The following is a 25,901-nucleotide window of genomic DNA, read 5'->3' on the forward strand; positions in this document are numbered from 1 at the left end:
TGCGCCCGTCCCGAACTGCCGTGTCGTCACAGCCGCTTGACCCCCTTGATGCGGCCGACGCGCGCGGCGCGGACGCGGGCCTTGGTCTTCAGACCGCCGAGGCCGCCGCGCCTACCGCCGATGCGCAGCCCGGTGCCGGAGGAGAGCCAGCCGGAGGAGATGTCGGTGCCCTTGGCCACGGAACCGGTCTCGGCGAGCGGGTCGCCCTCGACACGGCGGACGAGGGCCATGATCCCGGGCACCACGAACGGCGCCAGCAGCAGGTCGTACAGGGCGGCGGTGAACAGCAGGCCGCCGAGGCCGACATGGCGGGCGGCGGTGTCGCCGACGAGGGCGCCGACGCCCGCGTACAGCAGGGTCGAACCGATCGCGGCGGCGACCACCACGAGCATGGAACCGGTGGCCGACTTGAGCCGGCCGTAGTCGGGCTTGGCGAGCCCGGCGAGGTAGCCGATGACGCACAGCACCAGGGCGTAACGGCCGGCGGCGTGGTCGGCGGGCGGCGCGAGATCGGCGAGCAGGCCGGCGCCGAAGCCGACGAGGGCGCCGCCGACATGGCCGTACACCAGGGCCAGGCCGAGGACGGTGAGCAGCAGCAGATCGGGGACGGCGCCCGGCAGGTGCAGCCGGGCGAGGACGCTCACCTGGAGCACCAGGGCGATGACGACCAAGGCGGTGGAGAGCAGGATCCGGTTGACGCGCATGGGGGATTCAGCTCCTACTGCTGCTGATCGGTCGTGTCGGTCTGCGGCTGATCGGTCGTGTCGGTCTGCGGCTGATCGGTGCCGTCGCTCTGCGGCTGATAGGAGCCGTCGCTCTGCTGCTGATCCATGGTGCCGGCCGCGTTCGTGGACGGGGTGACCGTGACGGTCACCGTCGGGGTCGGGGTCGGCTTGGGCTTGGCCGGAAGCACCTCGTCGCGCGGGTCCTTCTTCGGGGCCTGGACGACGACGCCGACGACATCGAGCTTGGTGAAGCCGACGTACGGCGTGACGTACAGGGTGCGGGTCAGACCACCGTTGGAGGGGTCGACACGGGAGACGACGCCGACCGGCACGCCGGGCACGAAGGGCCGGTCGGCCTGCGACCCGAAGGTGACGAGCCGGTCCCCCTTCTTCACCTCCGCCTTGCCGTTGAGGAGTTCGACGCGCAGCGGGCGGTCGCCCTGCCCGGAGGCGAAGCCGAGTTCGTCGCTGCCCTCCAGGCGGGTGCCGACGGTGAAGTCGGGGTCGCTGGCGAGCAGCACGGTGGCGGTGTCGGGTCCGACGGTGGTGACCCGCCCGACGAGCCCGTCGCCGTTGAGGACGGTCATGTCGCGCTTGATGCCGTCGCCCGCGCCGACGTCGATGGTGATGGTCCAGGAGAAGCCCTGGGCCGCTCCTATGGCGATGACCTGGGCGCCCTTGATGCCGTACTGGCCCTCGCCTGCGATCTTCAGCATCTTGTCGAGTTGTTGGAGGCGGCTGCGGTTGCGGTCGTCGCTGCCGAGCTTCGCCTTGAGGGCCGCGTTCTCCTTCTCCAGCAGGGCGAGCCGGTCGTGGCGTTCGCCGGAGTCGCGGATGGCGGAGACCGCGTTGCCGACGGGATCGACCGCCGAGGACACCCCGTTCTCGATCGGGCCGAAGACCGTGGCGGCGGCCTGCCGGGCACCGTCGACCGGGGAGTTCCGGCCGCCGCGGATGTCCACCGTGATCAGCGCGAACGCGATGGCGATCAGCAGCACCAGGAGCAGCCGGCTCTCTTTCGTGTCCCTCACGTGCGGCGGCCGTGCCCTTCCTCATAGGAATTCGGGTGGCCCCCTCGGAGCGCGCACCCTAAGCGCAAACCCTGGGGGCCCATTTGCGGGAGTTTATGCCTCTATACCAGCGATCCGCCGTACGAGAGGGGCTCATCTCGTACGGCGGAATCGAAGCGTTGTGTCATCTGCGCGGCTGGGCGTCCAGAACCTGCTGGAGCGCCTCGAACTCCTCGACGCACTTGCCGGAGCCCAACGCCACGCTGTCCAGCGGATCCTCGGCGATGTGGATCGGCATGCCGGTCTCCCGGCGCAGCCGCTCGTCGAGGCCGCGCAGCAGGGCGCCGCCGCCGGTCAGCACGATTCCACGGTCCATGATGTCGCCGGACAGCTCCGGCGGACACTTGTCGAGGGTCGTCTTGACGGCGTCGACAATCGCGTTGACGGGCTCCTCGATCGCCTTGCGCACCTCGGCGGCGGAGATGACGACCGTCTTGGGCAGCCCGGAGACAAGGTCCCGGCCGCGGATCTCGGTGTGCTCGTCGGAGTCGAGGTCGTACGCCGAACCAATCGTGATCTTGATCTGTTCGGCCGTCCGCTCACCGAGGAGGAGGGAGTACTCCTTCTTGATGTGCTGGATGATCGCGTTGTCCAGTTCGTCGCCCGCGACGCGGATGGACTGGGCGGTGACGATACCGCCGAGCGAGATGACCGCGACCTCTGTGGTGCCGCCGCCGATGTCCACCACCATGTTGCCCGTGGCCTCGTGGACCGGCAGCCCGGAGCCGATGGCGGCGGCCATGGGCTCCTCGATGATGTGCACCTGGCGGGCGCCGGCCTGGGACGACGCCTCGATGACGGCGCGGCGCTCGACGCCGGTGATGCCGGAGGGCACACAGACGACGACACGCGGCCGGGCGAGATACCGCCGCTTGTGAATCTTCAGGATGAAGTAGCGGAGCATCCGCTCGGTGATCTCGAAGTCGGCGATGACACCGTCCTTCAGCGGGCGCACGGCCACGATGTTGCCCGGCGTCCGTCCGATCATCTTCTTCGCTTCGGCGCCGACCGCGAGGATGCCACCGGTGTTGGTGTTGATCGCGACCACGGACGGCTCGTTGAGTACGATCCCGCGACCCCTGACGTACACCAGCGTGTTGGCGGTCCCGAGGTCGACAGCCATGTCACGGCCGATGAACGACATTGAGTTCCCCATCAGGATTCGTCTGGCCTTCCTGGGAGCTTTTGAGTGCTGTTCAGGTTGGCGAAGTGGGTGCTGTGGCGTGAAGGCTTCCATCGTAGACGCGCCTGCACGAACACTGCGCGAGGGTCTTCGCCATTGTCATCATGTGCGCGGCCGCCTCGCTTGTGGAGACGGGCCAACGGAGGCACTCGTTCCCCCGATCGCCACGCATATGCCGAGCGGCGGCCGAAAATGTACCCCCCTCGCAGCTCAGCCGTACACTCCCGCTGACGCCCCCTCAGAAAAATCCGCAGAACATCCTCGCGCGACGACGAGGACAGACCGACAGACCCGCCGGCCGCCTTGGGCCCTTCCAGCGCTGAGTGGCGCCTCGCCCGGGCATCGGGCCGACGGGCGGGTCCGGCCGACCGGTGCGCGGTCGCGGCGGCCCGGGTCCGTCAAGGACCCGGAGCGGGCAACCGGCCACGCGCGCGGGGCCCGAAAGGCCCGCTCCCGTCCTCGGCGACACCCCCGCGGTCCGGCGCCTCGTGCCCGGAATGGGGCGGGGCAAGAGCGCCCAGCCGTGCCGCGCCGCGGGGTCAGACCCGGTTCGGGAAGAAGATCTTGATCTCGCGGTCGGCGGACTCCTCCGAGTCCGACGCGTGGATCAGGTTCTCGCGGACGATCACTCCGTAGTCGCCGCGGATCGAGCCGGGCGCCGCCGCGATCGGGTCGGTGGGACCCGCCAGGGCGCGCAGCCCCTCGATCACCCGCTCGCCCTCGACGATCAGCGCCACCACGGGACCGGACGCCATGAACTCGACCAACGGCTCGTAGAACGGCTTGCCCTGGTGCTCGCCGTAGTGCTGCTCCAGCGTGTCCTGGTCCAGGGTGCGCAGCTCCAGCGCGGTGATCCGCCAGCCGGCCTTCCGTTCGATACGGCTGATGATCTCGCCGGTCAGGCCGCGCCGGACGGCGTCGGGCTTGAGGAGGACGAGAGTGCGCTGAGACACGGAAGGCTCCTTCGTATTCGTACGGGCATATGCGGTGGGATGAGGTTACAGGGCGTGTCCAGGCCCTTGTTACGCAGCGTCAGCCCCGGCGGCCCCGGATCGCGCGGCCTGCGCCGCGAATCTCTCCTTCGCCTCGTCGATCTTCCGCCCGAAGTGCACGGACGCCCACCACAGCGCCGCGAACATCACGCCGAGGAAGAACATCGTCGGTACGACGAACCCGGAGGCGATCAGCGCGATCTGCAGCGCCCAGCCGAGCGCCACGCCGCCGGGCCGGGTCACCACGCCGCACAGCAGCACGCACAGGACCATCGCGATCCCGCTGACCGTCCACACCGTCGACGTCGTCAGGTCCGGGTCCTTCATCGCGACGAGCCCGGCGAAGCCGATGATGAAGAACTCGCCGATCAGGGTCGAGGAGCACAGCGTACGCATCGGTTTGTCAGCCCTTTCCGAGCAGCAGTCGAGCCTCGCCCACGGTGATGACCGAGCCCGTGACCAGCACGCCGCCGCCCGCGAACTCGCCCTCCTCCTCGGCCAGGGTGATCGCGGCCTCCAGGGCGTCCGGCAGCCGCGGCTCCACCTGGACCCGCTCCTCGCCGAACACCTCCACGGCGACCGCCGCCAGCTCGTCCGCATCCATCGCGCGGTGGCTGGAGTTCTGGGTGACGACGACCTCGGCGAAGATCGGCTCGAATGCCTCCAGCAGCCCGCGGACGTTCTTGTCGCCGCTCGCGCCCACCACGCCGATCAGCCGGCTGAAGTCGAACGCCTCCGCCACCGCCTCGGCCGTGGCCCGCGCGCCCGCCGGGTTGTGCGCCGCGTCCAGGACGACGGTCGGCGAGCGCCGTACGACCTCCAGCCGGCCCGGCGAGGAGACGGCCGCGAATGCCTTTCGGACGGTGTCGATGTCGAGCGGGTCGGATCGCTGCGCGCCGACGCCGAAGAACGCCTCCACCGCGGCCAGCGCGACGGCCGCGTTGTGCGCCTGGTGGGCGCCGTGGAGCGGAAGGTAGACCTCCGAGTACTCGCCGCCGAGCCCGCGCAGTGTCAGCTGCTGGCCGCCGACCGCGACCTGCCGGGCCAGCACGCCGAACTCCAGGCCCTCCCGGGCCACCGTCGCATCGACCTCCACGGCCTTCTTCAGCAGCACCTGAGCCGCGTCCACCGGCTGCTGCGCCATGATCACGCTCGCGCCCTGCTTGATGATCCCGGCCTTCTCGGCGGCGATCTCCGCGTGGGTGACGCCGAGCCGGTCGGTATGGTCCAGGTCGATGGGCGTGACCACGGCGACATCCCCGTCGATCACGTTCGTCGCGTCCCAGCTGCCGCCCATGCCGACCTCGACGACGGCCACGTCGACCGGCGCGTCCGCGAAGGCGGCGTATGCCATGCCGGTGAGCACCTCGAAGAAGGAGAGCCGGTACTCCTGCTGGGCGTCGACCATCTCGATGTACGGCTTGATGTCCTGGTACGTCTCGATGAACCGCTCGGCGGAGATCGGGGCGCCGTCCAGGCTGATCCGCTCGGTGATCGACTGGACGTGCGGCGAGGTGTAGCGGCCGGTGCGCAGCTCGAAGGCGCCGAGCAGCGCCTCGATCATGCGGGCCGTGGACGTCTTGCCGTTGGTTCCCGTGATGTGGATCGACGGATACGCCCGCTGCGGCTCGCCCAGCACGTCCACGAGCGCGGCGATCCGGGTGACGGAGGGCTCCAGCTTGGTCTCGCCCCAGCGGGTGGCCAGCTCCGCCTCGACCTCGCGCAGGGCCTTGTCGACCTCGGGGTCCGCCGGCCGCGCGGGCGCCTCGGCCTGGGCCGGGCCGCCCTGGGTGCGCAGGGTGCGGCTGCCGGCCTCGATCACCGCGAGGTCGGGGTCGCGGGTGGTCTCGGCCTCGATGATCTCGTCGAAACCGTCGAAACCGTTGAAGGGGTCGGGCCGGTCGTTCTCGTGCGGGACGTCGCTCACAGGGTCAGTCTACGGACGGGGGCGCTGCGCTGGCTTCGGCGGTTGGGGGTGGCTGGGCATGGCGTTCGGCCGCGGGCACGTTGTGGCTTGTCGCGCAGGTTCGGGGGGCTGGGCATAGCGTTCGGCCGCGGGTACGTCGTGGTTTCTCGCGCAGTTCCCCGCGCCCCCATCAGGGCGCTTGCAGCCGCCGAATGTGGCATTCGTGCCCGGCGCTTGCAGCGCAGGCTCGGGGGGGCTGGGCATGGCGTCCGGCCGCGGGCACGTCGTGGCTTGGCGCGCAGTTCCCCGCGCCCCCATCAGGGCGCTTGCAGCCGCCGAATGTGGCATTCGTGCCCGGCGCTTGCAGCGCAGGCTCGGGGGGGCTAGGCATGGCGTCCGGCCGCGGGCACGTTGTGGCTTGGCGTGCAGTTCCCCGCGTCCCCATCAGGGGGACCGCAGCCGCCGAACGTGGCTGGCCCCCGGGGGGCCGCTGGGCGGGGCCGGGGGCCTTCAGACTTCAGGGGGGTGAAGGGCGGTTCCTTATGGCTGCGGGAGGTTGGTCAGCTGGGACTGGATTCGGGTGATGTCCTCGTCCGCCTTGGTGAGGCGGGTGCGGATCTTCTCGACCACGTGGTCCGGGGCCTTGGCCAGGAACGCCTCGTTGCCCAGCTTGGCCTGGGCCTGCTGGCGTTCCTTCTCCGCGGCGGCCAGGTCCTTGGCGAGGCGCTTGCGCTCGGCGGCCACGTCGATCGTGCCGGACAGGTCCAGCGCGACCTCGGCGCCCGCGACCGGCAGGGTCGCCGTGGCCGTGAAGTCGTCGCCCTCCGGCTGGAGGCGGAGGAGCTGGCGGATCGCCGCCTCGTGCGGTGCCAGCGCCGTACTGTCCAGGGTCAGCCGGGCCGGGACCCGCTGGCCCGGCTGGAGGCCCTGGTCGGCGCGGAACCGGCGGACCTCGGTGATCACGGACTGGAGGGACTCGATCTCCCGCTCGGCGTCCGCGTCCCGGAAGCCGCCCGGTGTGTCGGCGCCGGGCACGGACACGGCCGTGGGCCAGTCGGCGATGACAACCGACTCGCCGCCGGTGAGGGTGGTCCACAGGGTCTCGGTGACGAACGGGACGACCGGGTGCAGCAGCCGGAGCGTGACGTCCAGGACCTCGCCGAGGACCCGCTTGCTGACCTCGGCCGGCTCGCCGCCCGCCTGGAAGGTGGTCTTGGACAGCTCGACGTACCAGTCGAAGACCTCGTCCCAGGCGAAGTGGAACAGCGCGTCGGAGAGCTTGGCGAACTGGAAGTCGTCGTAGTACGCGTCGACTTCGGCGACGACCGAGTTCAGGCGGGAGAGGATCCAGCGGTCCGTCGCGGACATCCGCGACGCGTCCGGCAGCGGGCCCTCGACGGTGGCGCCGTTCATCAGCGCGAAGCGCGTGGCGTTCCAGATCTTGTTGGCGAAGTTGCGCGAGCCCTGGACCCAGTCCTCGCCGATCGGCACGTCGACGCCGGGGTTGGCGCCGCGCGCGAGGGTGAAGCGGAGCGCGTCGGAGCCGTACTTGTCCATCCAGTCCAGCGGGTTGACCGCGTTGCCGAAGGACTTCGACATCTTCTTGCCGAACTGGTCGCGGACCATGCCGTGCAGGGCGATGGTGTGGAACGGCGGGGTGCCGTCCATCGCGTACAGGCCGAACATCATCATCCGGGCGACCCAGAAGAAGAGGATGTCGTAGCCGGTGACCAGGACGGAGTTCGGGTAGAACTTCGCGAGCGATTCGGTCTGTTCGGGCCAGCCCAGCGTGGAGAACGGCCACAGGCCGGAGGAGAACCAGGTGTCGAGGACGTCCGTGTCCTGCGTCCAGCCCTCACCGGTGGGCGGCTGCTCGTCGGGGCCGACGCAGACGACCTCGCCGTCCGGGCCGTACCAGACCGGGATCCGGTGGCCCCACCACAACTGCCGTGAGATGCACCAGTCGTGGAGGTTGTCGACCCAGTCGAAGTACCGCTTCTCCATTTCCTGCGGGTGGATGGTGACCTTGCCCTCGCGGACGGCGTCACCGGCGGCCTTCGCCAGCGGGCCGACCTTGACCCACCACTGCATGGACAGGCGCGGCTCGATGGTGGTCTTGCAGCGCGAGCAGTGGCCGACGCTGTGCAGGTACGGCCGCTTCTCGGCGACGATCCGGCCCTCGGCGCGCAGGGCGCCGACGATGGCGGAGCGGGCCTCAAGCCGGTCCAGGCCCTGGAAGGGGCCGGGGACCGTGATGACGGCGTGCTCGTCCATCACGGCGATGGCGGGCAGGTCGTGGCGCCGGCCGATCTCGAAGTCGTTAGGGTCGTGGGCCGGGGTGACCTTGACGGCGCCGGTGCCGAACTCCGGGTCGACGTGCTCGTCGGCGACGACGGGGATGGAGCGGTTGGTCAGCGGCAGCTTGATGAGCTTGCCGACCAGGTGCTGGTAACGCGCGTCCTCGGGGTGGACGGCGACCGCGGTGTCGCCGAGCATCGTCTCGGCGCGGGTCGTGGCGACGACGATGGTGTCGTCCCCCTCCCCGTACTTCATGGAGACCAGTTCGCCGTCGTCGTCCTGGTACTCGACCTCGATGTCGGAGATCGCGGTCAGACACCGGGGACACCAGTTGATGATGCGCTCGGCGCGGTAGATCAGTTCGTCGTCGTAGAGCCGCTTGAAGATGGTCTGGACGGCCTGCGAGAGGCCCTCGTCCATGGTGAAGCGCTCACGGGTCCAGGCGACACCGTCGCCCAGGCGCCGCATCTGGCCGCTGATCTGCCCGCCGGACTCGGCCCTCCACTGCCAGACGCGCTCGACGAACGCCGCACGGCCGAGGTCGTGCCGGGACTTTCCTTCCTTCCCCAGCTCGCGCTCGACGACGTTCTGCGTGGCGATGCCGGCGTGGTCCATGCCGGGCTGCCACAGCGTCTCGTAGCCCTGCATGCGCTTGCGGCGGGTCAGGGCGTCGATGAGGGTGTGCTCGAAGGCATGCCCGAGGTGCAGGCTGCCGGTGACGTTCGGCGGCGGGATGACGACGGTGTACGGAGGCTTGTCGCTCTTCGCGTCGGCCTCGAAGTAACCCCGCTCTACCCAGCGCTCGTACAGCGGCCCCTCTACGTCGGCCGGCGCGTACTGGGTCGGCAGTTCGGTGTCGGGCGCTGGTGGCTGCTGCTGAGCGTTCTCGGTCACGGGGGTCAGTTTAGAGGTGTCACGACGCAGTCCCGAAACGCGTTTGTTCTGTAACGGTGCGACCCCCGATGCGGTGCGGTTCCTGTGCCTGCGCGAGGATGTCAGGAACATATAAGCATCTGGAGGGGAACCCAGAAATGAGTCACAACCAGCCGGGCCCGTACGGCGGGCAGCCCCAGCAGCCTGGACCGTACGGCCAGCCGGGCCCCTACGGCCAGCCGCCGCAGGCACCCCAGCCCGGCTATGGCTTCCCCCAGCAGCCGCCGGCGCAGCCGCAGCCCGGTTACGGCTACCCCCAGCAGCCGCCTCCGGCCCAGCCCGGCTACCCCCATCCGCAGCAGGGCGGCGTTCCCCCGCAGCAGAACCCGTACGGCCAGCAGCCCCAACAGCCCTACGGACAACAGCCCCAGCAGCCCTACGGACAGCAGCCCTACGGCGCCCCGCAGCCCCCGGCCCCCGGCGGCGGCAAGAAGAAGACGGGCCTGATCATCGGCACGGTGGCCGTGGTGGCGGCCGTCGCGGTCGGCGCCTACTTCGTGATCGGCGGGGGCGGCGGCGCGGACATCGCGGACGACGGCCCGCACAAGCTGACCACACCGGCGACGGTGATCGACGGGACGTACAAGAAGTCGGACAGCGCCGGGTCGTCGGACTCGATGTCGGACTCGGACCGTTCGGACTTCGAGAAGTGGGGCGTGAAGAACGCCACGGATGTGAGCGCGGGGTACGAGAACGGAACCGGCCTGTCCGCGAAGAGCATCTCCTTCTCCGGTGTGTACGGCACGATCGACGACCCGGAGGCCGTGGTCGACGCCATGTTCGCCAAGATCAAGACGGAGTCGGAGAACGACAAGAGCAGCTCCAAGAGCAAGGGCAAACTCCTGGGCAGCCCCGAGACGGTCAGTCCCTCGGGCTTCTCGGGGGCCGTCATGAAGTGCCAGGTCGCCGAGTTCGAGAACACGGGTTCCTCGACATCGAGCGCGGGCGCCGCCAAGACCATGAAGATGCCGTTCTGCATCTGGGGTGACCACAGCACCGTCGCCTATGTGACGGCGTTCAGCCTCGCCGCCCTGGCCGCGGGCGACGGCGGCTCGGTCAACGACACCGCGGATCTTGCCGCCAAGCTCCGCAACGACGTGCGCGTCAAGATCTGACGCCGCCGCTCCCCCGGTTCACCCAGCGCACGAAAGCCCCGGTCTCGGCCGGGGCTTTCCGTTGTGCGGGCTCGGGCTCGCGCTTCTGCGGGCTCGGGCTTCGCGCTACGCCGTCTTCTGTTCGCCCGGGCCTCGGCCGCGGGCGTCGCGGGGGATCAGGGTCGGGTTGACGTTCGACAGGACGACGTCCGCCGTGATGACCACGCGGGCCACGTCCTTGCGGGACGGCACCTCGTACATCACCGCCTGGAGGACCTCCTCCATGATGGCGCGCAGGCCGCGGGCGCCGGTCTGCCGCAGGATCGCCTGGTCGGCGATGGCCTCCAGCGCCTCACGCTCGAAGTCCAGTTCCACACCGTCGAGTTCGAAGAGTCGCTGGTACTGCTTCACCAGGGCGTTACGCGGCTCGACCAGGATCTGCAGCAGGGCCTTGCGGTCGAGGTTGTGGACCGAGGTGATGACCGGGAGACGGCCGATGAACTCGGGGATCATGCCGAACTTGACCAGGTCCTCCGGCATGACGTCCTCGAAGACGTCCTTGGACGCCAGCTCCCGCTTGGAGCGGATCGTCGCGCCGAAGCCGATGCCCTTGGCGCCCGCCCGGGCCTCGATGATCTTCTCCAGGCCGGCGAAGGCACCGCCTACGATGAACAGGACGTTCGTCGTGTCGATCTGGATGAACTCCTGGTGCGGGTGCTTGCGGCCGCCCTGCGGCGGGACCGAGGCCGTGGTGCCCTCCAGGATCTTCAGCAGGGCCTGCTGGACGCCCTCGCCCGAGACGTCACGGGTGATCGAGGGGTTTTCACTCTTCCGCGCGACCTTGTCGATCTCGTCGATGTAGATGATCCCGGTCTCGGCCTTCTTGACGTCGTAGTCCGCCGCCTGGATCAGTTTGAGCAGGATGTTCTCGACGTCCTCGCCGACATAGCCCGCCTCCGTCAGCGCCGTGGCGTCGGCGATCGCGAAGGGGACGTTCAGCATGCGTGCGAGGGTCTGCGCGAGGAGGGTCTTGCCGGAGCCCGTGGGGCCCAGCAGGAGGATGTTGGACTTCGCCAACTCGATGGCGTCGTCGCGGCCCTGGGCGCCGCCGGTCTCGCCCGCCTGGACCCGTTTGTAGTGGTTGTACACCGCGACGGACAGGGCCTTCTTCGCGGCCTCCTGGCCGACCACATAGCCCTCGAGGAACTCGTAGATCTCGCGGGGCTTCGGCAGTTCCTCCCAGCGCACCTCGCTGGTCTCCGCCAGCTCCTCCTCGATGATCTCGTTGCAGAGGTCGATGCACTCGTCGCAGATGTACACACCGGGCCCTGCGATGAGCTTCTTGACCTGCTTCTGGCTCTTGCCGCAGAACGAGCACTTGAGCAGATCGCCGCCGTCACCGATGCGTGCCACGGTGTGCTTCCCCTTCGCCTGGGAGACGCCTGGACGTCACGAGTCCAGCGACTCCTGGTGCTGCCTTATGTCCGACGGTACCTTGCCGAGCCCCCCGTTCGGGCCCCCCTTGGCACGGTTCACTTTGACGTGCACCGTGCCAAGAGCGGCGCAGGACGCCCCTTCGCGCTCTTCGCACTGGGGAGACCCGCTCTCCGCGTCAGCGGACGTTCTCGTTGTTCATCTTGCGGGTGGAGATGATCTGGTCCACCAGGCCGTACTGGAGTGCTTCCTCGGCCGTGAGGATCTTGTCGCGCTCGATGTCCTCGCGCACCTTCTCGATCGGCTGGTTGGAGTGCTTGGCCAGCATCTCCTCCAGCTGCGTACGCATGCGCGTGAACTCGTTGGCGATGATCTCCAGGTCGGAGAGCTGACCGCGGCCAGTGCTGCCGGCGGGCTGGTGGATCAGCACGCGGGAGTTCGGCAGCGCCATGCGCTTGCCCGGCGTACCGGCGGCGAGCAGGATGGCGGCCGCGGAGGCGGCCTGGCCCATGCACACCGTCTGGATGTCGGGCTTCACGAACTGCATCGTGTCGTAGATCGCCGTCAGGGCGGTCATGTCGCCACCGGGGCTGTTGATGTAGATCGAGATGTCCCGGTCGGGGTCCATCGACTCCAGGCACAGCAGCTGTGCCATGACGTCGTTGGCCGAGGCGTCGTCGATCTGGACGCCGAGGAAGATCACGCGCTCCTCGAAGAGCTTCGCGTACGGGTCGTACTCGCGGATGCCCTGGGAGGTGCGCTCCACGAAGCGCGGGATGACGTAGCGGCTGTCGGGCCGGGGCCCGTCGTACTGGCCGCTGGCGGCGCCGGGGAAGTTGTTCATGAGGTTCACCGTCCTGGTGGCGTTCTGGGGGCTGGAGTCTCGGCGGTGCGTGGCGTGGCCGGGCCGGTCAGGCACCCGTGCCGCCGCCTCCCGGAACACCGGAGGCATGCGTGATGATCTCGTCGATGAGACCGTACTCCTTGGCCTCCGCCGGGGTGAACCAGCGGTCGCGGTCGCCGTCCCGGATGATCGTCTCCACGGACTGGCCGGAGTGCAGCGCGGTCAGCTCGGACATCGTCTTCTTGGTGCGCAGCAGGTACTGGGCCTGGATCTTGATGTCCGAGACCGTACCGCCGAGGCCCGCGGAGCCCTGGTGCATCATGATGTCGGTGTGCGGCAGGGCGAAGCGCTTGCCGGCGGTGCCGCCGGTGAGCAGGAACTGGCCCATCGAGGCCGCCATGCCCATCCCGATCGTGACCACGTCGTTCGGGATGTACTGCATGGTGTCGTAGATCGCCATGCCGGCCGTCACCGAACCACCGGGGCTGTTGATGTAGAGATAGACGTCCTTGCCCGGATCGGCGGCGAGGAGCAGCAGCTGTGCCGTGATCTTGTTGGCGATGTCGTCGTCCACCTGCTGGCCGAGGAAGATGATCCGCTCGCCGAGCAGCCGGTTGTATACCTGGTCACCGAGGCCGCCACCGATGGAGGGCTCGCCGGCGGCGGAGGGCATCAGATTCGTCACGTATCCACCTGCTCGTCTTACGACGGCGCCGGGCCGTCTCACGTGTTCCTGCGTAATCCTGCGTAATCCTGCCGGGGGCTTCGGGAGGTTTCGGGAGACTCCCCTGCCCTCGTATTCATGGACCCTAACGCGCGGGTCCCTTCGGGGAATCCCGCGGAAGGGGGTGTTCGCCGGGGGCGTAGCGGGTGGGGCTCCGCCGGTGGGCCGTGGGGGGGCTGTATGGGGGGTGCAGGTCGGTGGTCCGTGCGGGTGCGTCGGGGCTGGGCGCGCAGTTCCCCGCGCCCCTGGGTGGGCCGGCCCCGGCGCGTGACCGCACTGGCACCGTCCGCTGCGGCCTCGGGTCGGCCGCCCAGGCACGGGACCGCGCGGGCCCCGGGGGCGCTGAAGGCCCGAGCGCCGGGGGGCGGGTCGGTGGTCCGTGCGGGTGCGTCGGGGCTGGGCGCGCAGTTCCCCGCGCCCCTGGGGGGCTGGCCCTGGGGCGTGAGGGCAATGGCACCGTCCGCTGCCCGGCTGGTGGCCGTTCCGGCGGCGGTCGGGGGTGTGAGGGGGCTGGGATGGGTGGGGCCCCTGGGGATGGTTCCCAGGGGCCCCTGTGCGCCGGTGTGGGGTCAGGACTCGGGCTTCTCCTCGGCGGCGGCCTCGGCCGTCTCCGTGGCCTCGGCCTGGGCCTCGTCCTCGTCCTCGTCGTCCAGGTCGATGATCTCGCCGTTGGTGTCCTTCACCGTGGCGGCCTCGACCACGACGGCCAGGGCCTTGCCGCGGGCGACCTCGCCGACCAGCAGCGGCACCTGGCCGCCCTCGACGACGGCCTGGGCGAACTGGTCGGGGGACATGCCGGAAGAGGCCGCACGCCGCATGAGGTGCTCGGTCAGCTCCTCCTGGTTGACGTTGAGCTTCTCCACCTTGACCAGCTCGTCGAGGACGAACTGGGTCTTGATGCCCTTGACCGCGGCCTCGCGGGTCTCGGTCTCGAACTCCTCGGCGGTCTTGCCCTGGAGCTCCAGGTACTTGTCGAGGGTGAGGCCCATCTGGCCGAGCTGGTGGTGCTCCAGGTTGTGCTTGCGGGTGTTGATCTCGTCGTCGAGCAGCTTCTCGGGGACCGGGACCTCGACCAGCTCCAGCAGCTTGTCCAGCACGCGCTCCTGGGCCTGCGTGGCCTGGTCGTACTGCTTCATGTTCGCGAGGCGCTTGCGACTGTCGGCCCGCAGCTCCTCCAGGGTGTCGAACTCGGAGGCGAGCTGAGCGAAGTCGTCGTCCAGCTCGGGCAGTTCACGGGCGGCGACCTCGGTGACCTTGACGGTGACCTCGGCCTCCTTGCCCGCCGCGGAACCGCCCTTCAGCTCGGAGGCGAAGGTGGCCTCGCCACCGGCCTCCAGGCCCTTGACGGCGTCGTCGATGCCGTCAAGCAGCTCGCCGGAGCCGATGGTGTAGGAGACGCCCTGCGCGACGCCGTCCTCCAGGACCTCGCCGTCGACCTTGGCCTCCAGGTCGACGGTGATGACGTCGCCGTCCTCGGCGGCGCGCTCGACCGGGGTGGTGGAGGCGAACCGCTCACGGAGCTGCTCGACCGACTTGTCGATGTCCTCGTCGGTGACCTCGATGGGGTCGACCTCGACCTCGATGCCGGAGTAGTCCGGGATCTCCAGGGCCGGGCGGATGTCGACCTCGGCGGTGAAGTTCAGCGTCTCGCCGTCCTTCAGCTCCGTGATGTCGACCTCGGGCTGGCCCAGCGGGTTCAGCTCGGCCTCGTTGACCGCGTCCGTGTAGAACTTGGGGAGCGCGTCGTTGACGGCCTCCTCCAGCACGGCGCCACGGCCGAACCGCTGGTCGATGATACGGGCCGGGATCTTGCCCTTGCGGAAGCCCTTCACCGTGACCTGCTGGTTGATCTTCTTGTACGCCGCGTCGAGGCTGTCCTTGAGCTCCTCGAAGGGCACCTCGACAGTGAGCCGAACCCGGGTCGGGTTCAGGGTCTCCACGGCGCTCTTCACGGTTCGGTCTCCTTGTGGCTGACTTCTTGGGTTCTGCCGAGCCAGACAGGTCCGGCGGATTTCGCCGCCCGGAGGAGTTCGTAGGCCGAGTGGGCCGGGACACACGGGCGCGCAGCTTGCATAGTAACCGCAGCCGGTCAGCGCCCCAAAAAGCGCTCACGAGGGACCCCTCGATCGGTGGTCGGGGTGGCGGGATTTGAACCCACGGCCTTCCGCTCCCAAAGCGGACGCGCTACCAAGCTGCGCCACACCCCGTCTGGTGCGACACGTAGGGTACATGCCCGGGCCCGGATGCGTCGGCCCGGTTTACCGGATGACTCTCCCGCGGCGGCCCGCAGGCATACCCACAGGGATACCCGCAGACCAACGCGTTGGCCTACGTGGTGTGCGACCCGCTACGATGCCTCCTGTGCCGCGGTCACCGACCAGCGGCACACCAGGTGCGGGCGTAGCTCAATGGTAGAGCCCTAGTCTTCCAAACTAGCTACGCGGGTTCGATTCCCGTCGCCCGCTCTTATGGCTCAGGGCCAGGTCAGAGGGTCAATCCCCGACCTGGCCCTGATCGTTTCGGCCGACGCCCGGACCGCCGTGCACACCCCGGGTCCGCGGGCAGCGCCCTGTCGGGTGCGTACGGGTGCGTACGGCTCGGCGGACGGTCAGGGGGTCAGCCGATGTAGTCCCAGCGCTGCTCTGCCGTCGGCCGTGCCGCCGCTGCCCGCCGGAGACAGACACCGCCGGGTCGCCCGGTTCAGCCGGTACCAGTGAATGGCTGGGCATGAACGGGCATGAACCCGCCCCTCGGACGCCTCGGGGCGCGTCGGCGGAAAACGTCCCCCGATCAGAAGTTGATCGAGTTGATCGTCTCGGCTATCGAGTCGAGGAAGCGCTGGATGGACGGGGCCATGCCCGTCGAGGCCAGGAAGAAGCCGAAGAGCATGGCGACTATGGCGGGACCGACCTTGATGTTCCCCCCTCGGATCAACACCACAAGGATGATCGCCAACATCAGCACCACGGACAGTGAAATAGCCACACTGATCACACCCTCGGTCGGTCCGCTCTCCCGGCCCGGGGATGCTGCCCCGCACCCCCGCCAGAACCATCGTGCCACCAACCCGGCCGGGCTATGCGACACGTGACGCATCATCGGCCACCACGCCACCCCGGAGTGCGGCCCGCACAGCAATTCGAGGGCGTACCCGGACGGGCGTCAACCGGTAATTACAGAACGTCGTTTCACGGCCCACACATCACGTTCGCCGGTAATTCGAATTGCCGCCGCCCATCGGCACGGAGAGGGCCTTATGCACCAATGAGTCCGGATGAATCGGCACATTGAGGGCGATCTACGGCCGTCGATGTGCTCATCATCACGCGCCCGAGCGGGGCGTGTTCGGTAAATCCGCGGGTACCCGAAGCCCTTAACCAGGAAACAACAGGGGGGTTTTACGGAAACCCACGGAGAACGCTAGGGTGCCTCAGATGTTTGCTGCCGCCTCGTCCCCCGGCCAGAACCGAAGGTCACTCCTCCCGGCGCAGTCGCCACGGGACGGAGCGCCCGACGCGCGCACCCCGGAGCCGAGACCGGGCAAGCAGCGCGACGCCTTCTTCGACAACGCCAAGTACCTGGCGATCGTCCTGGTGGCCATCGGGCACGCGTGGGAGCCGTTGAAGGGCGACAGCCGTGTGCTCCAGGGCGTTTACATGGTCGTGTACGCCTTCCACATGCCGGCGTTCATCATCATCTCCGGCTTCTTCTCGCGCAGTTTCGACATGCGCCCGGACCGGCTCAGGCGCCTCGTCACCGGCGTCGCCGTGCCGTATGTCGTCTTCGAGACGGCGTACCCGCTCTTCAAGCGGTACGTCGACCACTCCCCCGGCCAGGAGATCAGCCTCCTCGATCCCTGGTACCTCACCTGGTTCCTGTGTGCGCTGTTCATCTGGCGGCTGACGACGCCGATCTGGAAGGCGATCCGTTGGCCGCTGCCGGTGGCGTTCGGCATCGCGATGCTGGCGACCGTCTCGCCGAGCATCGGTGACGACCTCGATCTGCAGCGTGTCCTGCAGTTCCTGCCGTACTTCGTGCTCGGCCTGTGTATGAAGCCGGAGCACTTCCAACTGGTGCGCCGCCGTTGGGTGCGCCTCGCCGCGGTGCCGGTGTTCGCGGTGGCGCTCGCCTTCGGCTGGTGGGCGGTGCCGCGGATGCAGGCCGCGTGGTTCTATCACCGGGACTCTGCGCAGGAACTGGGCGTGCCGTGGTGGTGCGGTCCGCTCATGGTGCTCGCGATGTTCGGCTGCTCGCTGTTGCTGACCGCCTGCTTCTTCGCGTTGGTGCCGCGCCGGAAGACATGGTTCACCGCGCTCGGCGCGGGCACGCTGTACGGCTATCTGCTGCACGGCTTCGTGGTGAAGTTCGCCGACTACCAGGGCTGGTTCGACCATGGCTGGCTGCACCGTCCGCTCGGCGAGGTCCTGGTGAGCCTGCTTGCGGGGGCCGTGGTCACGCTGCTGTGCACCCGGCCCGTGCAGCGGGTGTTCCGTTTCGCGATCGAACCGAGGATGGAGTGGGCGTTCCGCCGGGGGCGCTCCGCTGGGTGGGCGTGACATACGGCCTGCGGCTGCGGGGCCTCGGTTAGCTGCGGGTGCGTTGTTGTTGATCGCGCAGTTCCCCGCGCCCCTTTGCGTGTTGTCGCCGGGCGAGCCGATGAGGTAATGGCCGATGCCCGTGGCCGCGGTGTGGGCGGGTGCGGGTGCGTTGTCGTTAATTGCGCAGTTCCCCGCGCCCCTATGGGCGTTGTCGCCAGGCGGGCCATCAAGGTGCTGTCGGACGTGCGTGGCCGCGGTGTGGGCAGGTGCGGGTACGTCGGGGCTGGTGGCGCCGTTCCCCGCGCCCCTATGGGGCGTTGTCGCCAGGCGGGCCATCTAGGTGCTGTCGGACGTGCGTGGCCGCGGTGTGGGCAGGTGCGGGTGCGTCGGGGCTGGTCGCGCCGTTCCCCGCGCCCCTATGGGGCGTTGTCGCCAGGCGGGCCATCAAGGTGCGTCGGATGTCCGTGGCGGCTGCGGGTGCGTGGTGGGCTGGGTGTGGCTGCTCCGAGGCGTATATCGGTGGGTCCTGGGGGTGGTCAGGGGGTCAGGCCGAGGAGTTTGCGCATGTGTGTGTACTTCTGGGTCAGGCGTGTGCGGGTGGCGGGGGGCAGGACTGCCAGGCGGGCGGGGGCGGTGTTGTGGGACAGGTCGGCCTCCTTCACCAGTAGGGCGCCGGGGGTGTCGAGGATGCGGCGTGCGTATGACTCCGGTTCCTCACCGGCCCGTTTGGTGACGGCTAGCACCATGGCCTTGGTGCGCGCGCTCAGCGCGGCTTCGGCCAGCCACTCCCGCGACAGTGCGGCGTCCTCGACGGCGTCGTGCAGCCAGGCCGCCGCGATCTGGTCGGGGTCGCCACCGCGGGCGCGCACGCCCTCCGCGACGGCGTGCAGGTGCTCGGCGTAGGGCCGTCCCGCCTTGTCCGTCTGTCCCTCGTGGGCGGCGCGGGCGATCGCCTCCACCTCGGCCAGGGTGAGCGGGGGCAGTGGGGGCAGTGGGGGTGGTGTCTCGGGCATGCCCCCCAGTGTCCCGTGCGAGGGTGTCAGCGGGTTAAGGGGGCCGACGGGCCCTCGCGGCAGATCAGCAGCAGGGCCCGGTCGTCGTTGACGTCCTTGGCCACCGCCTCGATGAGGTGCCAGGCGGCCCCGTGGAAGCCGCCGGCCACATAGCGGTCGGCCTCGCCGGTGAGCCGGTCCATGCCCTCGCCGATGTCCCGGTCGGAGGTCTCCACCAGACCGTCCGTGAACAGCATCAACACATCCCCGGGGCGGAGCGCGCCCTTCATGGGGTCGAACTGGGCGCCGTCGTACACGCCGAGCAGGGGTCCCTCGGCGGCCTTCTCCTCCCAGCGCCCGCTGCCCGCGCTGAGTTGCAGGCCCGGCGGATGACCTGCCGAGTACAGCTCGTAGTCCCCGGAGTCGAGGTCCAGGACCAGATGGATCGAGGTGGCGAAGCCCTCGTCCCAGTCCTGGCGGAGCAGATAGCCGTTGGCGGCCGGAAGGAAGGCGTGCGGGGGCAGCGAGCCCAGCAGGCCGCCGAACGCGCCGGACAGCAGCAGCGCCCGTGACCCCGCGTCCATGCCCTTGCCGGACACGTCCGTGAGTACGACCTCCAGTGTGCGCCCGCCGTTGGTGCGGGCCGCGACCACGAAGTCGCCGGAGAAGGACTGGCCGCCGGCGGGCCGCAGCGCCATCTCCCGGTGCCAGCCCTGCGGCAGCTTCGGCAGCTTGCTCTGTACCCGGATCCGCTCGCGCAGGTCGAACAGCATGGTGCCGCCGCGCCGCCAGGGCACCCCGACCCGGCTGCGGAACTGGGCGGTGAGCAGCCCGAAGAAGCCGCAGGCCGCGACCACGAGGACGACGCCGGGGGTGACCCGGGACGGGCCTTCGGTGTACGGCCCGAGCCGTACCGACTCCACGATCAGCGCCGTGGCCGCCGCCGCGTACAGGCCGAGCAGACTCGCGGGGCGCAGCAGCAGCCCGCCCGCGACGATCGGCAGCACCAGGGAACCCGGGGAGAACCAGACCGAGTTGGCGAGGGTCATGGCCGCGAGCATCGGGACGGTCAGCAGCAGTCCGGCCAGCGCGATCCAGTCCGAACCGTCGCCGCGGAAGTAGTCGACGGCGCTTCGGCGCAGGCCGACGCGGGCCCGGTGCCACTGCATCCGCCACCGGGCCGTGAAGGTCTCCGCCTTCCCGCGCCGTTCTCTTGCTGCTGCCATCAGTTCGGGACCCTATCCATCGGACCGGCCCCTTGGCACGGGAGGTCTTACTTGTCCCCCGTCCGAGGCCCGACATCACAGTGAACTTCACGAAACGCCGTCCCGCTGCCGCCTGGGGGAAATTCATTCGCTCGCCCGGCAACGCCCTGATACGCATGGGCCATGGCGACTGACCTTGCACAGGACGACCGCGGGTTCGAGCTGAGGGCGGCGCGGCGCGACGAGTTGGACGGCTGGTACGACAACTTTCTCCGGGCCTTCGGCGGCGTGCCCGAAGCGGCCGAAGTGCGTCAGCTGTCCCTGGAGCTGATCGAGCCGGAGCGCACCGTCGGCGCCTGGGACGGTGACGCGTGCGTGGGCACGGCCGGGGCGTTCGGCTTCCGGCTGACCGTGCCCGGCGGGGCGCCGGTGCGGGCCGCGGGCGTCACCATGGTCGGCGTGGCCGCCACCCACCGGCGGCGCGGGGTGCTCACGTCGATGATGCGGCGGCAGTTGGACGACGTACGGTCCTGGGGCTGGCCGCTGGCGGTGCTGACGGCGTCGGAGCCGGCCATCTACGGTCGGTTCGGGTACGGCGCGGCGACGTTCCAGGTCGACGCGGAGATCGACACCAGCCGGGTGCGGCTCGCGGTGCCGCCCGGCACCGACGACGTACGGCTGAGGTACGCCGCGCCGGCCGACGTGCTCGACGCGTGCGAGGCGCTGTACGCCCGGCAGGTGCCGCTGCGCCCCGGGATGCCGGCGCGGCTGCCGGGGTGGGAGCGGGTCGCGCTGCTCGACCCGGAGAGCGAACGAGGCGGCGCCTCGCCGCTGCAGTGCGTGCTGGCCGAACGGGACGGGGAACCGGTCGGTTACGCGCGGTTCCGGGTCAGGCCGGACTGGGACCAGGCGGGGGCCAAGGGCACCGTGGTGCTGGAGGATCTGGAGGCGCTGGATGTGGCGGCGCGGGCGGCGGTGTGGCGGTTCCTGTTCGACATCGACCTGACCTCGACGCTGCGGCTGCGGGGGCGCCCGGTGGACGAGGCGTGGCAGCACCTGGTGTCGGACATCCGCCGCTGCCGGGTGACGCTGCGGGACTCGCTGTATGCGCGGCTGGTGGATGTGGGGGCGGCGCTGGCGGCACGGACGTACCAGACGCCGGTGGATGTCGTGTTCGCGGTCGAGGACGGCTTCTGCCCCTGGAACACCGGGCGTTGGCGGCTGACCGGGGACACGAAGGGCGCGTCGTGCGCACCCACCGAGGAGCCGGCCGAACTGGCGCTGTCGGTGCGGGAGTTGGGGGCCGCGTATCTGGGCGGTGTGCCGCTGGCGTCACTGGCGGCGGCCGGACGGGTGCGGGAGCTGCGGCAGGGTGCGCTGGCGGAGGCGTCGCTGGCGTTCGGCTCGCCGGTCGCGCCGTGGCTGTCGCACGGGTTCTGAGTCGCACCATGGCTGCCGCACGGGTTGTGAAGGGTCCGGGCGGCGGCTGGGCCCCGGTGCCGCGGCGGGGTCAGTTCCGCTGGCAGGCCGGGCACCAGAAGAGGTTGCGGGCGGCGAGAGGGGCGGTGCGGATCCCGGTGCCGCAGAGGTGGCACGGCTGCTCGGCACGGCGGTAGACGTACACCTCGCCGCCGTGGTCGTCGACGCGCGGCGGGCGGCCCATGGCCTCGGGGGTGTGCTCGGGGCGGACGGTGTCGATGCGGTTGTGCCGGACGCCCTCGCGCATCAGCGCGACGAGATCCGCCCAGATCGCGTCCCACTCGGCGGGGATGAGGTCCCGGCCCGCGCGGTACGGGTCGATGCCGTGCCGGAAGAGGACCTCGGCGCGGTAGACGTTGCCGACGCCCGCGATGACCTTCTGGTCCATGAGGAGGGCGGCGATCGTGGTACGGCTGCGCCGGATGCGGGCGTAGGCGGCGGCCGGGTCGGGGTCGTCGCGCAGCGGGTCCGGGCCGAGGCGCCCGTGGATCGCCCGCTTCTCGGCGTCGGTGATCAGGGCGCAGGTGGTGGGGCCGCGCAGATCGACGTACGAGGTGGCGTTGGCGAGGCGGAGGCGGACCGTGTCGGTGGGCGGCGGCGCGGGGGCGTCCCCGAAGGCCACCTTGCCGAAGAGGCCCAGGTGGATATGGACCCAGTCGCTGTCGCGGAAGCCCAGGAAGAGGTGCTTTCCGTGGGCTTCCGTGCGGCTCGGTTCCGCCCCGTCGAGCAGGGCGGCCGCGTCGGAGAACTTGCCCTGGGGGCTGCTCACGCGCGCGGGCAGCCCGCAGAAGCGGGCGGCGTAGTCCTGCGCCAGCCGGTGGATCGTGTGCCCCTCCGGCACGGTGCGGCGTCCTCTCCCCTGGCCCGGGTCGGCGCCCGGGGGTGACTCAGTCCTGCTGCGGGTGGTGGGCCGGGATCGGGGGCAGGGCGCCCGTCGTCTCGTAGTCCGACAGCATGTCGATGCGGCGGATGTGCCGCTCGTCACCGGAGAACGGGGCGCCCAGGAAGGTCTCGACGAACTTCGTCGCCTCCTCCGTCGTGTGCATGCGCGCGCCCACGGCCACGACGTTGGCGTTGTTGTGCTGACGGCCCAGGGAGGCGGTCCCCTCGCTCCAGGCGAGGGCCGCGCGGACGCCCTTGACCTTGTTCGCTGCGATCTGCTCGCCGTTGCCGGAGCCGCCGATCACGATGCCGAGGGCGTCGGGGTCCGCGGCCGTCCGCTGCGCGGCGCGGAGGCAGAAGGGCGGGTAGTCGTCCTGGGCGTCGTAGATGTGGGGGCCGCAGTCGACGGGGTCGTGACCCGCTTTTTTGAGCCATTCGACGAGGTGGTTCTTGAGTTCGAAGCCCGCATGGTCCGAGCCGAGATACACGCGCATGGCAAGCAGTGTGACACGGGGGCGGACGAGCGGCAGCTTCGGGTGCCGCCCGAGGAAACCCCCCGTACGGGACCCCCTCACGCGGCGCAAAGGAACTCCCCCTGAAATCCCCTGACTTCGCGGCCGACCCGCCCTGCTACCGAAGACCCCGGTGACCGGGCTCCAGTCAGGGCTCGAGAACCGCCCGCTGTCGCCGGCCGACCGCGCGTGCGACGCCGCGGAAACCGGTCGTGAGGATGTGGCTGTGCCCGTATCCGACTTGGGCCGCCGGGCCGGCGCCGCGTCGATCGGGTTCGTGCCCGGAACGGACAAGGGGCCGGTCGGCCGGCCCCCGGGCGTCGGCACGGCCGTGTGCCGCGCAGAGCAGACATGACGCAGGCTCGCCGGGCGACGGATCGGGGTCGTCGCCGGGCGAGCCTGTGGCATCGGCGGTCGCGCGGGTCAGCGGTTGTCGGTCGGCGGTCGCGCGGTCAGCGGTCGCGCGGTCAGCGGTCGCGCGATCAGCGGTCGCGCGATCAGCGGTCGCGCGATCAGCGGTCGCGCGATCAGCGGTCGCGCGATCAGCGGTCGCGCGGTCAGCGCTTGTCGGTCAGCGGTCGCGCGGTCAGCGGTCGCGCGGTCAGCGCTTGTCGGTCAGCGGTCGCGCGGTCAGCGCTTGTCGGTCAGCGCATGCCGGTCAGCGGTTGTCGAGCAGTTTCCAGGTGGTGGGGAGGACGCCCATGGCCAGGGCTGCCTTCAGGGCGTCGCCGATCAGGAACGGGGTGAGCCCGGCGGCGATGGCCGCCGAGGCGGACATGCCCGTGGCGAGCGCCAGGTAGGGGACGCCGACGGCGTAGATGATCGCCTCGCCCAGGATCATCGTGCCCGCGGTGCGCAGCACCGAGCGGTCGGCGCCGCGCCGGGCCAGCGCGCCCACGGCGGCGGCGGCCAGCAGCATGCCGAAGACGTATCCGAGGGACGGGGCCGCCGTGCCCGAGGCGCCCTCCGCGAACCACGGCACGCCGGCGATGCCCGCGAGCGCGTACAGGACGAGGGAGAGGAAGCCGCGTCCGGCGCCGAGCGTGGTGCCGACGAGCAGGGCGGCGAAGGTCTGGCCGGTCACCGGGACCGGGGAGCCCGGCACGGGCACCGAGAGCTGGGCCGCAAGGCCGGTGAGCGCGGCTCCGCCGAGCACGAGGGCCACGTCACGCACGCGGGACGAGGGCAGCAGGTCGGCGAGGACGGCGCCGGAACGGGCGCCGGCGGTGGCGGTGCTCATGGGGACTCCGCGGGTATGGGCAGACGGGACACCGCGACGCTATACCGCCTGGTCGGGGGCGTTCACCGTCAGCGCTCGACAAAGGCGGCAACCGCGGGCTGGTCGGCTCCATACAAGGCGTGCGGGTTACACCCGGTACGGCGTGAGAACGGTCACTGAGGGCGCGATGCCCGGCTCACTGCGCCACCCGGCCCCGGGCCCGACCCCGGGCTCACTACCGCGCCTCATCGCCCACCGCGTACACGGGCGGGCACGTTCGGTGAGCGGAATGTCCGGATAGTGGGCGATGAATCCCGCCGAGCGGAGCATCCGCCGAGACTGTGGGCGTTTTTGCCCATCTCCCGGACCGGACGAGCCGCACCCATGCCCCCTGCCCCAGTCGAGACGCCGCCGCGGGACCAGCGGGCCGGCGCCGCCCTCTCCCACGGCCTCAAGCAGCGCCATCTGTCGATGATCGCCCTCGGCGGGGTGATCGGCGCGGGCCTGTTCGTCGGCTCCGGCGCCGGCATCGCCGCCGCGGGTCCGTCGATCGTCGTCGCGTACGCCGTCTCCGGTCTTCTGGTGATGCTGGTGATGCGGATGCTCGGCGAGATGTCGGCCGCGTACCCCTCGTCGGGTTCCTTCTCCACGCACGCCGAGCGGGCGTTCGGCCCCTGGGCGGGGTTCACCGCGGGCTGGTCCTTCTGGATCCTGCTGTGCACCGCGGTCGGCCTGGAGGGCATCGGCGCCGCGCACATCGTCGCCGGATGGCTGCCGGGGACCCCCGAGTGGGCCTGGGTGGCGCTGTTCATGGCGGTGGTCTGCGGCGCGAATCTGACCGCCGTGCGGAACTTCGGCGAGTTCGAGTTCTGGTTCGCCGCGCTCAAGGTCGGCGCGATCACCCTGTTCCTGGTCCTGGGTGTGCTGGCGGTGGCCGGTGTGCTGCCCGGCGCGGACTCCCCCGGTGTCTCCCACCTGACCGACTTCCTGCCCAATGGCGGCGAGGGTCTGGTCGTCGGCCTGCTCGCGTCGGTGTTCGCGTACGGCGGCCTGGAGACGGTGACCATCGCGGCGGCCGAGTCGGAGAACCCGGTGCGGGGCGTGGCGAGCGCCGTGCGCACGGCGATGTGGCGCATCGCGCTGTTCTACGTCGGCTCGATGGCGGTCGTCGTCACCCTGGTCCCGTGGGACACGGCGGACGTCGTGACGAAGGGCCCGTACGTCGCCGCGCTGGACCGGCTGGGCATCCCCGGAGCGGGCCCGTTGATGAATGTGGTCGTGCTGGTGGCGCTGCTGTCCGCGATGAACGCCAATGTCTACGGCTCCTCGCGGATCGCCTACTCGCTGGTCCGGCGCGGACAGGGTCCGCGGGCGCTGGCGCGGCTGTCCGGCGGGGTGCCGCGGACCGCCGTGCTCGCCTCCTGTCTCTTCGGCTTCGGATGCGTGCTGCTCAGCTACTGGCGGCCGAACGATGTCTTCCCCTGGCTGCTGAACATGATCGGCGCGATCATCCTGGTCGTCTGGATCTTCATCGCGGTCTCCCAGCTGCGGCTGCGCCGGCGTATCGAGCGGGAGGAGCCGGGGCGGCTGGTGGTGCGGATGTGGGCGTTCCCGGTGCTGACCTGGGTGGCGCTCGCGGGCATGGCGGCGATCCTGGTCCTGATGGCGCGGGAGCCCGGCACGCGCGTGCAGTTGTACTCGACCGGCGCGCTGACCCTGGTCCTGGCGGGCGCGGGCTACGCCTGGCAGCGGGCGCGGGCCCGCAACTGACCGCCCCCTGCCGCCGAACGGCCCCCGTGGTACACCCACGGGGGTCTTTTTGTTGCTAGCGTGCAGTTGCAAGCTCTTTGCAATAAGAGGTTCGGAGGGAT

The 25,901-nt window shown here is 70.3% G+C and carries 21 protein-coding genes and 2 tRNA genes; 5 read left to right on the forward strand and 18 right to left on the reverse strand.

Going from position 1 to position 25,901, the window contains the following annotated elements; translation table 11 throughout:
* Positions 1 to 26: 26 nt before the first annotated feature.
* The 7 genes from mreD to ACWEKM_RS06015 form a co-directional block, all read right to left on the reverse strand.
* Positions 27 to 704: a rod shape-determining protein MreD gene (mreD, locus tag ACWEKM_RS05985; protein WP_451619939.1), complete on the reverse strand. Its 678-nt coding sequence runs from the start codon at positions 702 to 704 to the stop codon at positions 27 to 29.
* A 14-nt stretch (positions 705 to 718) separates the two neighbouring features.
* On the reverse strand, positions 719 to 1,756 hold the full coding sequence (gene mreC / locus ACWEKM_RS05990; RefSeq protein WP_451619940.1) for a rod shape-determining protein MreC: 1,038 nt from the start codon (positions 1,754 to 1,756) through the stop codon (positions 719 to 721).
* Positions 1,757 to 1,919: 163 nt separating this feature from the next.
* Positions 1,920 to 2,939 carry a rod shape-determining protein gene (locus tag ACWEKM_RS05995; protein WP_004001297.1) on the reverse strand — a complete coding sequence of 340 codons (1,020 nt, stop codon included), beginning with the start codon at positions 2,937 to 2,939 and terminating at the stop codon, positions 1,920 to 1,922.
* Between the two features lie 578 nt (positions 2,940 to 3,517).
* On the reverse strand, positions 3,518 to 3,931 hold the full coding sequence (gene ndk / locus ACWEKM_RS06000; protein ID WP_451619941.1) for a nucleoside-diphosphate kinase: 414 nt from the start codon (positions 3,929 to 3,931) through the stop codon (positions 3,518 to 3,520).
* Between the two features lie 69 nt (positions 3,932 to 4,000).
* Entirely contained in the window at positions 4,001 to 4,366 is a 366-nt protein-coding gene (locus ACWEKM_RS06005; protein ID WP_451619942.1) for a DUF4233 domain-containing protein, read from the reverse strand.
* A 7-nt stretch (positions 4,367 to 4,373) separates the two neighbouring features.
* The gene (gene folC, locus ACWEKM_RS06010; RefSeq protein ID WP_451619943.1) at positions 4,374 to 5,897 is read right to left on the reverse strand and encodes a bifunctional tetrahydrofolate synthase/dihydrofolate synthase; all 1,524 of its coding nucleotides are present in this window, start codon (positions 5,895 to 5,897) and stop codon (positions 4,374 to 4,376) included.
* A gap of 519 nt (positions 5,898 to 6,416) precedes the next feature.
* The gene (locus ACWEKM_RS06015) at positions 6,417 to 9,068 is read right to left on the reverse strand and encodes a valine--tRNA ligase (protein WP_451619944.1); all 2,652 of its coding nucleotides are present in this window, start codon (positions 9,066 to 9,068) and stop codon (positions 6,417 to 6,419) included.
* 137 nt (positions 9,069 to 9,205) lie between these two features.
* Between ACWEKM_RS06015 and ACWEKM_RS06020 the strand changes: the two genes are divergently transcribed.
* Complete coding sequence (locus ACWEKM_RS06020; protein ID WP_451619945.1) at positions 9,206 to 10,222, forward strand: hypothetical protein; 1,017 nt, start codon at positions 9,206 to 9,208, stop codon at positions 10,220 to 10,222.
* Between the two features lie 105 nt (positions 10,223 to 10,327).
* Here ACWEKM_RS06020 and clpX read toward each other — a convergent pair whose 3' ends face one another.
* The 5 genes from clpX to ACWEKM_RS06045 form a co-directional block, all read right to left on the reverse strand.
* A complete protein-coding gene (gene clpX, locus ACWEKM_RS06025; protein WP_451619946.1) occupies positions 10,328 to 11,614 on the reverse strand; it encodes an ATP-dependent Clp protease ATP-binding subunit ClpX in 1,287 nt (428 codons plus the stop codon).
* A 199-nt stretch (positions 11,615 to 11,813) separates the two neighbouring features.
* On the reverse strand, positions 11,814 to 12,479 hold the full coding sequence (locus tag ACWEKM_RS06030) for an ATP-dependent Clp protease proteolytic subunit (RefSeq protein ID WP_451619947.1): 666 nt from the start codon (positions 12,477 to 12,479) through the stop codon (positions 11,814 to 11,816).
* Positions 12,480 to 12,546: 67 nt separating this feature from the next.
* Positions 12,547 to 13,152: an ATP-dependent Clp protease proteolytic subunit gene (locus tag ACWEKM_RS06035; RefSeq protein ID WP_451620001.1), complete on the reverse strand. Its 606-nt coding sequence runs from the start codon at positions 13,150 to 13,152 to the stop codon at positions 12,547 to 12,549.
* 620 nt (positions 13,153 to 13,772) lie between these two features.
* A complete protein-coding gene (gene tig / locus ACWEKM_RS06040; RefSeq protein WP_451619948.1) occupies positions 13,773 to 15,155 on the reverse strand; it encodes a trigger factor in 1,383 nt (460 codons plus the stop codon).
* A gap of 178 nt (positions 15,156 to 15,333) precedes the next feature.
* A tRNA-Pro gene (locus ACWEKM_RS06045) sits at positions 15,334 to 15,410 on the reverse strand.
* Positions 15,411 to 15,597: 187 nt separating this feature from the next.
* On the opposite strand from ACWEKM_RS06045, the gene ACWEKM_RS06050 reads away from it, so the two are divergent.
* Positions 15,598 to 15,668, forward strand: a tRNA-Gly gene (locus ACWEKM_RS06050).
* Positions 15,669 to 15,993: 325 nt separating this feature from the next.
* Here ACWEKM_RS06050 and ACWEKM_RS06055 read toward each other — a convergent pair.
* The gene (locus tag ACWEKM_RS06055; RefSeq protein ID WP_451619949.1) at positions 15,994 to 16,188 is read right to left on the reverse strand and encodes a hypothetical protein; all 195 of its coding nucleotides are present in this window, start codon (positions 16,186 to 16,188) and stop codon (positions 15,994 to 15,996) included.
* A 449-nt stretch (positions 16,189 to 16,637) separates the two neighbouring features.
* Between ACWEKM_RS06055 and ACWEKM_RS06060 the strand changes: the two genes are divergently transcribed.
* Entirely contained in the window at positions 16,638 to 17,759 is a 1,122-nt protein-coding gene (locus ACWEKM_RS06060; protein WP_451619950.1) for an acyltransferase family protein, read from the forward strand.
* A 518-nt stretch (positions 17,760 to 18,277) separates the two neighbouring features.
* Here ACWEKM_RS06060 and ACWEKM_RS06065 read toward each other — a convergent pair.
* A complete protein-coding gene (locus ACWEKM_RS06065) occupies positions 18,278 to 18,754 on the reverse strand; it encodes an HD domain-containing protein (RefSeq protein WP_451619951.1) in 477 nt (158 codons plus the stop codon).
* A gap of 26 nt (positions 18,755 to 18,780) precedes the next feature.
* Complete coding sequence (locus ACWEKM_RS06070; protein WP_451619952.1) at positions 18,781 to 19,959, reverse strand: PP2C family protein-serine/threonine phosphatase; 1,179 nt, start codon at positions 19,957 to 19,959, stop codon at positions 18,781 to 18,783.
* Positions 19,960 to 20,121: 162 nt separating this feature from the next.
* Between ACWEKM_RS06070 and ACWEKM_RS06075 the strand changes: the two genes are divergently transcribed.
* A complete protein-coding gene (locus ACWEKM_RS06075) occupies positions 20,122 to 21,378 on the forward strand; it encodes a GNAT family N-acetyltransferase (protein ID WP_451619953.1) in 1,257 nt (418 codons plus the stop codon).
* Positions 21,379 to 21,448: 70 nt separating this feature from the next.
* On the opposite strand, the gene ACWEKM_RS06080 is transcribed toward ACWEKM_RS06075, so the two are convergent.
* The 3 genes from ACWEKM_RS06080 to ACWEKM_RS06090 form a co-directional block, all read right to left on the reverse strand.
* The gene (locus ACWEKM_RS06080) at positions 21,449 to 22,258 is read right to left on the reverse strand and encodes an Fpg/Nei family DNA glycosylase (protein ID WP_451619954.1); all 810 of its coding nucleotides are present in this window, start codon (positions 22,256 to 22,258) and stop codon (positions 21,449 to 21,451) included.
* A 46-nt stretch (positions 22,259 to 22,304) separates the two neighbouring features.
* A complete protein-coding gene (locus ACWEKM_RS06085) occupies positions 22,305 to 22,793 on the reverse strand; it encodes a ribose-5-phosphate isomerase (protein ID WP_451619955.1) in 489 nt (162 codons plus the stop codon).
* 676 nt (positions 22,794 to 23,469) lie between these two features.
* On the reverse strand, positions 23,470 to 24,051 hold the full coding sequence (locus ACWEKM_RS06090) for a biotin transporter BioY (protein ID WP_451619956.1): 582 nt from the start codon (positions 24,049 to 24,051) through the stop codon (positions 23,470 to 23,472).
* Between the two features lie 363 nt (positions 24,052 to 24,414).
* Here ACWEKM_RS06090 and ACWEKM_RS06095 point away from each other — a divergent pair, with 363 nt between their 5' ends.
* On the forward strand, positions 24,415 to 25,800 hold the full coding sequence (locus tag ACWEKM_RS06095) for an amino acid permease (protein WP_451619957.1): 1,386 nt from the start codon (positions 24,415 to 24,417) through the stop codon (positions 25,798 to 25,800).
* Positions 25,801 to 25,901 lie beyond the last annotated feature (101 nt).

The sequence above is a fragment of the Streptomyces sp. NPDC004752 genome (genome assembly GCF_053601275.1).